The following is a 12,400-nucleotide window of genomic DNA, read 5'->3' as shown; positions in this document are numbered from 1 at the left end:
CACCCGACAGGAACCCGCTATGACGATCACCAGCCGGTGGCGGCACATCCAGGACCATCACCGGGGCACCGTGGTGATCGCGCTCCTGGCCTTCGTGGCCGCCGGCCCCGCCAGCAGACTCAACCCGCAGCTTGTCGCCCACGACAGCTCCCCGTACCCCGCGGTCCTGCTCGCCGCCGTCACCTGCACGGCCCTGCTCTGGAACGAGCGCCACCCCCGCGCGACCGCCGTGGTGGCCATCGCCTGCACCGTGGTCCTGGCCGGCCTGGGCTACCTGCTCACCTCGCTGATGATCGCTCCCGCGATGGCCGCGCTCTACTTCCTGGCCGCGCACACCGACCGCAGAACCACCCTGAGCATCGTCCTCCCCGCCTGCGCTCTGGTGGTCACAACCGCACTGATCGCCGACCCCGACGGCTATCCCCTGGAGCTCAAGACCATCGGCCCGACCGCCTGGCTGCTGATGGCCGCGTCACTCGGCGGCGCGCGGCGGATCAAACAGGACTACCTCGACGCCGTCAAAGCCCGCGCCGAATACGCCGAACGCACCCGGGAGGCCGAGGCACGCCGCCGAGTCGCCGACGAACGCACCCGCATCGCCCGCGAACTCCACGATGTCGTCGCCCACCACATCACCCTCGCCCACGCCCAGGCCGGCACCGCCGCACACCTCGTCCGCACCAACCCCGACCAGGCGGAACCGATCCTCGCCAGTCTCACCGCCACCACCTCCTCCGCACTGCGCGACCTCAAGGCCACCGTCGGTCTCCTGCGGCAGAGCGACGACCCGGACGCCCCCCTGGAACCAGCCCCCTCACTCGCCCAGCTCCCCGAACTCGCCCACACGTTCACCGCCACCGGACTCACGGTCACCATCAACACCCGCGGCGAACCGTCCCCGCTCTCCCCCGGCATCGACCTCACGGCATACCGGATCGCGCAGGAAGCGCTCACCAACGTGGCGAAACACGCCACCACCAACAGCGCATGCGTTGACATCACCTACGCTCCCAACAGCGTCACCCTAATGATCATTAATGGTGGTGGGGGGAAAAGCTCGGCCAATGGGGACCACAGGCCCGACACGGTGAGGTCGATCCCATCCTCGAACAGTGGATTCGGCCTGATCAGCATGCGGGAACGCGCACTGTCCGTCGGCGGACATCTCGAGGCCGGACACCATCCCGAAGTCGGCTTCCACGTCACCGCCATCCTGCCACTACAACCCAGAAACCCCACGAAAACGGAAAACGATGACTATCCGAGTGCTCCTCGCCGACGACCAGACCCTCCTACGAGCGACCTTCCGGATTCTGATCGACTCGTGCGAGGACATGGAAGTCGTCGCTGAGGCCGCGGACGGCCACGAAGCCATCGCAGCGGCCCGTGAACACCACCCGGACGTCGTGCTCATGGACATCCGCATGCCCGGAACCGACGGAGTCGCCGCCACCGCCACCATCTGCGGCGACGAAACACTCGCCGCCACGCACGTCCTCATCCTCACCACCTTCGAAATCGACGAATACGTCACCCAGGCACTTCACGTCGGAGCAAGCGGCTTCCTTGGTAAAGACGTCGGAGCGGACGAGCTCCTCACCGCCATCCGCACCATCGCCGGCGGCGACGCTCTCCTGTCCCCGGCAGCCACCCGCGCCCTCATCGCCCGGTTCCTCGCCGCCCCCGAACCCACAGCCACCGCCCGGGCAAACCCCGCAGTCCTCACGACGCTCACCGCCCGCGAACGAGAAGTCATGGTGCTGGTAGCCGAGGGCTACTCGAACCATGAAATCGCCCGTCGCCTTGTCATCAGCCCACTGACCGCCCGCACGCACGTCCACCGGGCCATGGCGAAGCTCAACGCCCGCGACCGGGCGCAGCTCGTCGTCATCGCCTACCAGTCCGGCCTGCTACAAACCACCCCATCGGACTGACCGCCCCAGAACCTCACAGCCCGGTCGCGGTTCTCTGTACCACCGCACGCTCGATCGACGGGCCGCGCCCAGAGGCCCGCCTCGCGTCAGCCTTTCCCCGGCCACCCTCCTCCCAGCCTTCATGCCTATCTTCTCAATCATCGGTGCGGGTCGTCGCGGCGGCACTGCGTACCGTTCTCGGGCCGAGATTCTGGCATGTTCCCGGAAACCGATCTGCGTGGGCAGGGGTACCAGGACCTCTGACATGCCGGCACGCGCTCGCCCGCGACACGGCGAATCCGGTGCCCGGCTGAGGTGGTGTGGCCCGCTACACCACCAGCCGGGGAAGATTCCCCCTCGAACCCGCAAACAGATCGAGGCAGCATGGATGCCAGAACCTCACAGCCACTGAAAACTCGGAGTCGCCTGGCTGGCCGAGGCCTATTCCGCCTGGACACGAACGCGCTGGTTAACAGCCATCACACTCCTCCCCATCAGGAGTACTGGGTAGGAGGCCGGCGTACCGCGTTCGCAGTAGGCAGTTGTCGACAAACGCACGACGACCGACGATCCCTGTTCAGACAAACTGAAGAGGTGCCCGAGAACAGCCGCGAAGAAGATGCTGTAACTGCTCCTCGCCGACCGAACGACCCGAGAAATGCACGACCACCTGGCGGGCTGCAGTAGGCCGCCAGACGACAGAGGCCGTCATCCGGAAGTAGGGCGCGACTGATCAGCCCTGCCCCTTGTACGCGCCGGGCCCTGTGCAATGCGGGTGCACGGCGTGGGCCCGTGGGCCCGGCGGTAGCCCCCGCCGGGCCCACGGCGCCTGGACACCACCACGCCCAGGCCGCGGTACACGGCCCCGACCCACGCATCCAACCGAACCTGGCGCACCGACCATCCATCGGTACGCCACCGTCCGATAGACACCAGAAGGCCGGGCCTCGTCCCCCGACCTGCAAACCTTGCCCCGAGCGTCGCCATTTCCGGCTCAGGCCTAAACGATCCCTGCAGAAACGCGAGAAAACACAACACTCGATCCGGCATTCAGGTTCGACTCATCGTGACCCACGCCGGCTCGCCGTTCCCGCGCAGCTACGATCATCTGCCTGACGCCCTCGACACCGGAGCATCATTCACAACCGGCGGTTACCTTCCATGCCCGCAGGTCAGACATCAGAAGTGCCACCCGAGACGGAAGTGGGAGGCAATGATAAGAACTCAGCTACGCGCCGGGTTGGTCTGCACACTCGCGTGCGGCACTCTGATCACCGCGGTCGCCCTCAACCGCCACGACGGCGGTTCAGCTCCAGCAGCGGCAGCCGCAGCGCTTCCCGAGACGACAACGACGCCGGTTCCGACTCGGACAGCAACTGCAACTGCAGCGCCAGCGCCAGCTCAGGGGGCATACGTCGCCCTGGGCGACTCCTATACCGCCGGTCCCGGAATCCCCTCCCAGATCGGAGAACCCGGCGGCTGCGATCGTTCGGACCGCAACTACCCGACGCTGATCGCCGAGAATCTGGATCTTGAGGAATCCGATTTCACGGATATGAGCTGTTCCGGGGCCACGATCGCGGACCTGTCCTCGCCCCAGTCCACTGGGGACGGAGTCAACCCCGCCCAGTTCTCGGCCCTTTCCGCCACAACGCGGCTGGTCACGATCGGCATCGGCGGCAACGACATCGGTTTCACCTCGGTGGTCAATCAGTGCGTCCGGGCCGGCGTGCTCTACAACGCGCTCGCCGGCGGCACCTCGAACTACGCACCCTGCAAGAGGAAGTACGTCTCCGCCGGAACCGACGAGGTACACGAGAAGATCCAGGCCGCAGGGCAACAGCTGTCCGTCGCGCTGGGCGAGATCACCCGTCGCGCGCCGCAGGCCGACGTGTACATCGTGGGATACCCGGCAATCCTTCCCACCGACGGCGTCGGTTGCGCACGCACCATGGGACTCACAACCGGCGACATCACCTACCTGCGCCAGAAGGAGCAGGAGCTCAACACCATGCTGCAACAGCAGGCAGAAGCCGCCGGCGCCGGGTACATCGACACCTACACCCCTTCCCTCGACCGCGACGCCTGCGCGCCGAGAGACATCCGCTGGGTCGAGCCACTGATTCCCCTCAACCCCGCCGCCTCCGTCCACCCCAACGAACGCGGCGAACGCGGCATGGCCGACGCGATCCTCCAAAGCATGTCGCATCAGACGCCACCGACCCGATCGTGATCGCACACGCACACGCACACGCACACGCCCATCCCGCACGGTCTGGCTGACCGACCCCGTCGATCCGTCTCCGCTATCAGGTCCCCCATCGACCTCACCTGCCGCCGGACAAGGACTGGTGTCAGTTAGCGGGAAATGTGCCGGGCAACGCGTACCGCCTCCTCTGCAGAGATGAATGCTTCGGAACCACCCTTGAACCTTCCCGGTTCAGGTGGAAATATGACATAGAAGAGAGGGCTGACGACATGGATTTCTATCAGAAAAGAAACGAAGGCGCTGCGGATATCCAGGCACCCACAGACTCTGGACGCCTCCGGCGTTCCCGGTCGAGCGGACGAATAGCATTCATCGCCATCGCCATCGCCGTGGTTTCACTAGCCGCTTGTGACACGACAAGCACGCCGGATGAGAACTCGGCTACGAATCCCTCGACCGGAATAACGTATGTATCGGCGAGCCCGGGAACTGATGCCGGCAACTCGGAAGGCACCGAAACATATATCAGAAGATTCCGCGAGGAATTTCCTCGGCTGGCGCAGGGAAAAACCGACGCGCAGATTATCGGCGATGCTGAGGCCAGCTGCTCCGATATGGCTGCCAGCAGAAAAATAACCACCCCCTCGATGGGGGAGCGCTACGGTCTCGGCGGATCAACAGCCGACCAGTTCACACTCCACAACATTGCACTGTTGGCCATGTCAACCGTGTGTGGAATCCGCTGACACGCATCACATCGCCGCCACCGACGAGGGCGGACCCCGAGTCACCTCTGCGATACGCGAATCCTCCCGCCGTCGGGCGGCCTAGCCGGAGAACTGTAGAGGGCCTGGATGCGTACGGCAGCAATGCGCACCGAGGACAGGAGAACGTTCCGTGACATCACTGAAACCCGGTGCCCCGACCGGCTCTGAGGGCCGTCACGAACTCGAGGAGGACGTGCTCGCTGCGCTCGCCCGGGTACGTGGTCGGTGAGGAGCACGCGGACAGTATGGAGGTCACAAGGGACACGACGTTCCAGACGGATCCTGACCTGGAAAGGATCGAGTTCGTAGCCCCGGCCGACCGCACGCGCCTCCGTTACGGATCATCGGTCGATCTCGTCGCCTTTCTGGCCACGATGCACCTGGCCGAAGCGATCAGATCGTCCGTCGGTGACGTCGTCTACCTGATCGCCGATAGCCTGTCCGGTGCCAGCCATGGCTGACGTCATTGCCAACGGGATCCGCCTGAACGTCCAGCACCTCACGCCGACACGCGGGGCGGATCCCGACGCGCCGATCGTCGTCACGCTGCACGGCATGGTGATCGACAATCTGTCCAGCTTTTACTTCAGCCTCGGCACCTTTCTGGCGAACGCGGGCTGCGACGTCGTGTGCTACGACCTGCGCGGGCACGGGCGCAGCGATCAGACACCCGACGGGTACGACATGGCCAGCTCCCTCGCCGACCTGTCCGGGTTGCTGGTCGCACTCGGCATCGACCGGCCGGTACACATGGTCGGCAACAGCTACGGAGCGACACTGGCGTTGGCCTACAGCCTCGCCCACCCAGAGCAGGTGGCGAGTCTGACCCTGATCGAGCCCCCCTTCCTCATCGAAGGTCTCGGCGCGCAGATGGAACACTCGCTCAGCCGGGTGCTTACGGCGACCTCGCACGAGAAGGTCGAGCAGTGGCTGGCGAACGACGCCAGGCGCGCGGTCGCGCGGACTATGTGCACCGCTCGATGGCTGCTGCGCGAGACCACGCTGAGGCGGGACATGCTCGCCACTCCGTCGTTCGACCCCGCTCGGCTGGCCGCGTTCACCGCGCCGGTGCTCGCCGTGTACGGCGCCAACTCGGACCTCATCGACCACGCCGCGAGCCTGTCATCGCTGATGCCCGACTGCACTCTGATCGTCCTGCGTAACCATACCCACGCGGTGCTCCGCGAGGCCACCGGCTACCTACGCACACTGACGCACTGGTGGTTGTTCCACCGCGGAACAGCACCCATGCCGACCTACATCCCGCCGCCCGGCCCTGGCTTCGTCATGCCCGCCTGGGTGCGCGAGAAAGTACCGCCGCCGGACCTCAGGCGTCCAGCCCGTAACCCCGACGGTCGACTCCTGCAACGATCGCCGATGCTCTGCGAAACGTGCTCGACGATCCGACCTACCGGGCGGCCGCCGGGCGACTGCGACAGCGGACGCGCCGTCGCGCGGGCGGCGAGCGAGGGAACGCCGGAGCCCCTGCAGACGGCTGGAAGCGATAGATATTCACGCCGGCCCGGCCCCTATGCACGGGTACCGAGCAACCGTGGCGGTTCAGTGACAGCCAGGACTCACCCACCCGCCACACATCACCGGATGCCGACACCCAATGCATAAATCCCGAATCCGGGCCCGTCCCGCGCCCCTGCCACGTGTCTGCGCCGTCCCGATCTCTCCCCAGCATCTTGATCATGATGGCGGTACCGAGATCCAGAAAACGATCGCCGCCCTGCCGCGCCGACTCCACCCCGAGGACACTCCCAGATGTCGCCTCGGTATCAGCCTGGGAAGGTGCCGGCGCGGCCGAGCAGCGCCGGCACGTCGATCCCGAGCTGCTCGCCGATCCAGCGGCCGGTGGCCGCGAGCTCGCCGAGATCCACGCCGGTCGCGACGCCCATCCGGTCGAGCAGATAGACGAGGTCCTCGGTGGCGATGTTGCCGGTGGCCGCCGGGGCGAACGGGCAGCCCCCGATGCCCCCGGCGCTGGCGTCGAGGGTCTCCACACCGGCGCTGACCGCGGCGACGGCGTTGGCGTAGCCGGTGTTGCGGGTGTTGTGGAAATGGCACCGCAGGGCGACGCCGGGGGCGACGTCACGGACGGCCGCCACCAGCTCGGTGACCTGCGTGGGCACCCCGACACCGATGGTGTCGGCCAGGGCGATCTCCGCGGGGCCCGACTCGACGACCCGGCGGGCCAGGTCCCGGACCCGGTCCGGGCTCACCTCGCCTTCGAACGGGCATCCGAACGCGGCCGAGAGCGTGACGGAGGGCCGGATACCGGCTTCGTGTGCCAGGCCCGCGATCTCCGACCAGGCACGCAGGCTCGCCTCGACCGTCATCCCCTGGTTGCGTTCGCTGAACGTCTCGGTGGCGAGGACGACCATGTTGACCTCGTCGACCCCCGCGCGGGCGGCGCGTTCGAATCCCCGCCGGTTCAGGACCAGGCCGATGTACGAGACCCCGCTGTCGCGGGGGACCTGTGCCATCACCTGTTCGGCGTCGGCCATCTGCGGGACGCGTTTCGGGTGCACGAACGCCGTCGCCTCGACCCGGCGCACGCCGCCGGCGACGGCGCGCTGGATCAGCGTCACCTTGGTCTCGGTCGGGAGCAGCGTCTTCTCGTTCTGCAGGCCGTCCCGCGGGCCTACCTCGCAGATCGTGATGGCCACGCGGTACTCCGTTCACGTGTTCGACTGGTGGTGGTCAGATGACGCCGTCGGCGACGAGCTGTTCGCGGTGGGCGGGGCTGATACCGAGCAGGTCGCCGTAGATCGACTCGTTGTGCTCGCCGAGCTCCGGGCCCAGCGAGCGGATCCCGCCCGGCGTGGCGGACAGCCGCGGCGCGACATTCTGCATGGGGAACTCACCGAGGCGGTCGTGCAACAGGCGGACGACGGCCTTGCGGGCCTTGAAGTGCGCGTCGGTGACCATGTCGGCCGCCGTGTAGATCCGGCCGGCCGGGACGCCCGCCTCGTGCAGGCGGTCGAGGAGCTGGGCCGAGGGCTGGGTCGCGGTCCACTCGCCGATGATCTTGTCGAGCTCCTCCAGGTGCTCACCGCGTGCCTGGTGCGTCTGGAAGTGCGGGTTCGTCGCCAGGTCGGGGTTGCCCATGACATCGCAGAGGCGGATGAAGATGGTGTCCCGGTTCGCCGCTATCAGGATCTCCGCGCCGTCCGCGGCGGTGTAGACGTTGCTCGGCGCGACGCCGGGCAGGATGGATCCGGTGCGCTCCCGCCGGAAGTCGGCCAGCTCCCATTCCGGGACCAGAGCTTCCATCAGTGCCAGCACGGCCTCGTAGATGGCGGAGTCGACGATCTGACCGCGGCCGCTGCGCTCCCGGCTGAGCAGCGCCATGACCGTTCCGAGCGCGGCGAACGTGCCGGCCAGCGAGTCGCCGAGCGAGATGCCGGTGCGGCTCGGCGGGCGGTCCGGATTCCCGGTCGTGTAGCGGATACCGCCCATCGCCTCCCCGATGGAGCCGAAGCCCGCCCGCTGCGAGTAGGGGCCGTCCTGCCCATATCCCGTGACCCGGACGAGGACGAGCCCCGGATTGATACTCGAAAGAGTGTCGTACCCGAGGTTCCACCGTTCCAGGGTGCCGGGGCGGAAGTTCTCCACGAGCACGTCCGCGTGCGCCGCGAGCTGTTTCACCAGCTCCTGACCGCGGGCGTCCCGCAGGTCGCAGGTGATGGACTTCTTGTTGCGGGCGATGATCGGCCAGGTGAGCGACAGCCCGCCCGGCGCCTGGCTACCCCAGTTACGCATCGGGTCGCCCCCGGCGGGGTCCTCTATCTTGATGATTTCCGCGCCGAAGTCGCCCAGCAGCTGCCCGCAGAACGGTCCGGCGATCAACGATCCGAGCTCGAGAACACGGCATCCCGCCAACGGCCCGTGCACTTCTCCGTTGTCCACTGGTCTCCTCAGATTGTTCGGGCCGCGGTGTCGGCTTCCCAGATCGCGTTGAAGATGCGCCGCGGAGCCTGCGCGTCGCCGACGAGGTGGATGTCAAGGCCGGCGCCGTCGAGCTCACGGGCGAGCAGGTCGTTGGCGGTGTTGCCGAGGATGAGCACGACACCGTCGACATCGGGCAGTTGGGAGGTCTCCCCGGTGAAGACGTCGGTGAGGGTGACGGTGTCCCCGTCGATGGCGTTCACTTCGACGTTCGGGGTGAAGGTGACGCCGGAGCGCCGCAGCTGCCCGAAAGCGAACGGAAGGTCGTGGCCGTCGGCGAAGGCGTGTCCGAGCTGGGGGTACTGGGAGACCACGTGCACCGCGTGGCGGCGCTGGCGCAGGTACTCGGCGGTGATGAACGCCTGGCGGTCTCCGGTGTCGTCGACGATCAGGATCCGGTTCGGCAGTTCGACGCTGCCGGTGAGGATCTCCACCGGGGTGTAGACGTTCCACTGGTCCGAACCCGGCAGCGCCGCGGCGTCCCGGGCCCACCGTTCGGGACGGCGGGCCGTCCAGCCGTGGCGCAGCGGCGTGGACCCGGTGGCGACCACGACCGCCTCGTACCGGCCGACCAGGTCGTTGACCGTGACCCGGTGCTTGAGCTGGATGGCGACGTCGGTCCGGGCCAGCTGGGTGGTCAGCCAGTCGGTCACGCCGGTCCACTCCCGGTAGGACGGCGCCCGCGCGATCAGGTTGACCTGCCCGCCGAGAGTGTCGTCCTGCTCGAAGAGGGTGACCTGGTGGCCGAGCTCGGCGGCGGTCAGCGCGGCGCGCAGCCCGGCCGGGCCGCCGCCGACGACCGCGACCCGCCGTCGCCGGCGCTGCCGTGTCTCGTCCTGGCGGAACTGCCGCTCCCGGCCGACCTGCGGATTGTGAATACAGGCCAGCGGCCCGCGGGCGAAGGAGGCGACGCACCAGTTCGCACCGACGCAGGGACGGATGTCGTCCGGGCGCCCCTGCTCGGCCTTGACGGGCCACAGCGGGTCGGCGATGAGCTGACGGGCCATACCGACGAACTGCGCCTTGCCGCTCGCGAGGATGTCCTCGGCCATCTCCGGGGTGGTGATCCGGCCGACGGCCACGACCGGCAGCGAGACCGCGCGGGTGATGTTGGCGGTGTCGGCGACCTCGTAGCCGGCCGACCGGGCCGCCGAGGTGCCGTAGATCTGCATCCGGTCCAGGTAGGTGCCCTGCGTGGTGGAGATGTAGTCCAGGGCGCCCCAGCTCTCGATCTCCGTCGCGATGCGCACCCAGTCGGCGTTGTCGAGGCCGTTCTGCCCGGGGCCGTCGCTGCTGTTGAGCCGGATCCCGAGCACCCGGTCGGCCGGGACGACCTGGCGTATCTCCTCGACGATGCGACGGACGATGCGGATCCGCCCGTCGAACGAGCCGCCGTACTCGTCGGTGCGGTGGTTGGTGGCCGGGGACAGGAACTGGCCGAGCAGGTAGCCGTGCGCCAGCCCGTGGACCTCGACGCCGTCGACACCGCCCTCCATCGCGTGCCGCGCCGCCAGGACGTAGTGCGCGACCAGCTCGTCGATCTCCCGCCGGGTCACCTCGTGCGGGATCTCCCGGTACACCGTGTCGGGCACCGGGCTCGGCGCCCAGGTGGGTAGACGGCTGATGATGCCGTCGGTCTGCCGGCCGCGGTGCCACAGCTGGGCCATCAGCAGCGTGCCGTGAGGCTGGACGGCGGCCGCGACCTTGCGGTAGCTGTCCACCACCGCGGCCTCGTAGGCCAGGATCACGCCGCGCCGTGGCCGGGTGGTCGGGTGGACCGCCATCGCCTCCATGGTGATCACGGCCACGCCGCCGCGGGCCCGCTCGGCGTAGTAGTCCGCGCTGGCGTCGGCGAAGGTGCCGTCGGTGGAGAACTCGGTGGCGTGCGCGGCGAGCCAGATGCGGTTGCGGGCCGTGCGCGGCCCCAGCGCGATCGGGGAGAACGTCACCGGGTACGCGCTCGAGGAAGATGCCGTCGGGTGGTCGTGGGGCATTCGTGCCTCCTGGCCCTCAGCAGCGGTGGCTTTCAACAGCGGGGGTCAGTGGTGGGCCAGGAGCTGCCCGAAGCCCTCCGCCTGGTCGTCGATGCCGTTGCTGCGCAGCGCATACCAGTAGGTCGCCGTGTTGACCGAGATCACCGGGAGATCCAGCCACTGTTCGGCCTCCGCGGCGATCCGGCCCATGCACATGTTCGCGCCGAACTGGACGATCGCCCGTGGCCGGTCGGCGGCGAGCCGCTTCAGTTCACGCCGCAGGGTCTCCCCCGAGGTGTGCGCGATCTGCACCGCCGTCGGAGAACGCAGGTGGACCGCGGTGTGCAGCTCGTAGCCACGGCTTTCCACGAAGGAACGCAGATGCGGCTCGGAGGACGGCTGATAGGGGGTGATCAGACTGATGGGCCCCTCGTCGACGCCGACCGCCCGCAGCGCGCTCGGGATCGCGTCTCCCGCGTGGATGAGCTGAAGATCCTCACCGAACTTGGCCCGCAGCCGATCCCGGATCGCCTCACCGGCCTTCGGGTCGCCGTAGACCGCTTCGATGGAGACTCCGAGCACCACGCACGCCGGGTCACAGGTCAGAACGGAGCCCACGGCGTCATCGACATTGCGGTCGATGTCCCGCACGAGCCCGTCGAAGTCCTCATCGTTGTTGACGACCCAGTCGGGGATATGGATACGCGCGATATGGTTGGTCACTCCGCGCGGCCGCATGTCGTCATACTCGGGCTGCACGACGGTGTTCACCGAGGGCGTGACCACGCCCAGTTTCAGTCTCCAGCCTAACGCGTCCGTCATCACAAGCTCCGTTCTGTCGGGTCCCGGCGAGTGGCGCGCGGCCACCGGCGCGGCCCGCCCTTAGTCCGGCGGGTGTGCTTCACGGGTTCTGCCCACTCGTCCCTGGCGCATCGCGACGCGCGCCCGAGCCGCCCGGAGACGCCGGGAGGCACCGAGGCGCACCCGAGGACGCCGGGCCGACGGCGCCGGACCGACGGCGCCGGACGTCCTTATTGCATACACTTTGACCGGAAGCACTGCAAGAGCCTTGCAACGAAACGGTCATCCGACCTATATTGCATACACTCTTCCTCCTGAGGCGGTGTTCGGATGGCCAACGCGGGCCCTCGACGGACAGGACCGCGGCGCCCTGGAGCGCGGCATCCCGGCCGCCGCCGCGCAGCCGGGGCCAACGAGACAGGCCGGGCCAACGAGGCTGGCGAGCCGAAGCCGGGCTGTCGACGGATGACGCAACGCCGCGCTCCGCACCGCGGGGCGGAGCTGACCGGCGAGGCGACCACCGGGGCCAGGCCTGACCAGCCGAGGTCGCCACGCACCAGAGGTCGCCACGTACCAAATGATCGACGAGCGCGGTGGGCGTCCAGGCCGCCCCGCCCGCATCGCGAACCAGGCAGGTTGACGGCATCCGTGGCGGATTCGCGATTATTGCCGAAAGGACGAATATGCCGGTAAAAGTCTACGAGCGCATCCTCCAGTTGTTCGAAGCCGAGGGAATCAAGACGATCTTCGGTATTCCTGACCCGAACTTCGTGCACATGT

General features: G+C 67.9%; 11 protein-coding genes. 7 read left to right on the top strand and 4 right to left on the bottom strand.

The window, feature by feature from the left end; translation table 11 throughout:
* The first annotated feature begins 19 nt into the window (after nt 1-19).
* The 6 genes from E0504_RS36390 to E0504_RS36365 all read left to right on the top strand — a co-directional run bounded on the left by E0504_RS36390 (nt 20) and on the right by E0504_RS36365 (nt 6,512).
* Complete coding sequence (locus E0504_RS36390) at nt 20-1,351, top strand: sensor histidine kinase (RefSeq protein ID WP_131626739.1); 1,332 nt, start codon at nt 20-22, stop codon at nt 1,349-1,351.
* Nucleotides 1,254-1,934, top strand: coding sequence for a response regulator transcription factor (locus tag E0504_RS36385; RefSeq protein WP_112107788.1), 681 nt, complete (start codon nt 1,254-1,256; stop codon nt 1,932-1,934). The genes E0504_RS36390 and E0504_RS36385 overlap by 98 nt, the downstream gene beginning before the upstream one ends.
* A 1,045-nt stretch (nt 1,935-2,979) precedes the next feature.
* Nucleotides 2,980-4,146, top strand: coding sequence for an SGNH/GDSL hydrolase family protein (locus tag E0504_RS36380; RefSeq protein WP_207974647.1), 1,167 nt, complete (start codon nt 2,980-2,982; stop codon nt 4,144-4,146).
* A 137-nt stretch (nt 4,147-4,283) separates the two neighbouring features.
* Nucleotides 4,284-4,868: a hypothetical protein gene (locus tag E0504_RS36375; RefSeq protein ID WP_235014338.1), complete on the top strand. Its 585-nt coding sequence runs from the start codon at nt 4,284-4,286 to the stop codon at nt 4,866-4,868.
* 266 nt (nt 4,869-5,134) lie between these two features.
* Nucleotides 5,135-5,350: a hypothetical protein gene (locus tag E0504_RS36370; RefSeq protein ID WP_131626738.1), complete on the top strand. Its 216-nt coding sequence runs from the start codon at nt 5,135-5,137 to the stop codon at nt 5,348-5,350.
* Nucleotides 5,343-6,512, top strand: a complete 1,170-nt coding sequence (locus tag E0504_RS36365) for an alpha/beta fold hydrolase (RefSeq protein ID WP_373693974.1) — start codon at nt 5,343-5,345, stop codon at nt 6,510-6,512. Before E0504_RS36370 ends, E0504_RS36365 begins: the two co-directional genes overlap by 8 nt.
* 161 nt (nt 6,513-6,673) lie before the next feature.
* Here the strand turns inward: E0504_RS36365 and E0504_RS36360 are convergent, their stop codons facing one another.
* Genes E0504_RS36360 through E0504_RS36345 form a run of 4 tightly spaced genes read right to left on the bottom strand, consistent with a single transcriptional unit; the run spans nt 6,674 to nt 11,641 of the window.
* Complete coding sequence (locus E0504_RS36360) at nt 6,674-7,564, bottom strand: hydroxymethylglutaryl-CoA lyase (protein ID WP_071066929.1); 891 nt, start codon at nt 7,562-7,564, stop codon at nt 6,674-6,676.
* A 34-nt stretch (nt 7,565-7,598) separates the two neighbouring features.
* Complete coding sequence (locus E0504_RS36355) at nt 7,599-8,807, bottom strand: CaiB/BaiF CoA-transferase family protein (RefSeq protein WP_112107791.1); 1,209 nt, start codon at nt 8,805-8,807, stop codon at nt 7,599-7,601.
* A gap of 8 nt (nt 8,808-8,815) precedes the next feature.
* Nucleotides 8,816-10,840, bottom strand: a complete 2,025-nt coding sequence (locus E0504_RS36350; RefSeq protein ID WP_112107792.1) for an FAD-dependent oxidoreductase — start codon at nt 10,838-10,840, stop codon at nt 8,816-8,818.
* 45 nt (nt 10,841-10,885) lie between these two features.
* Entirely contained in the window at nt 10,886-11,641 is a 756-nt protein-coding gene (locus E0504_RS36345) for an IgiC (protein WP_020461250.1), read from the bottom strand.
* 572 nt (nt 11,642-12,213) lie between these two features.
* On the opposite strand from E0504_RS36345, the gene E0504_RS36340 reads away from it, so the two are divergent.
* On the top strand, nt 12,214-12,400 hold a 187-nt coding region (locus tag E0504_RS36340), incomplete at its 3' end, for a hypothetical protein (protein ID WP_131626737.1).

It is taken from the genome of Parafrankia sp. BMG5.11 (assembly GCF_004337455.1).
The sequence above is the reverse complement of the archived record's forward strand: the minus strand, read 5'-3'. Positions and strand labels throughout refer to the sequence as shown.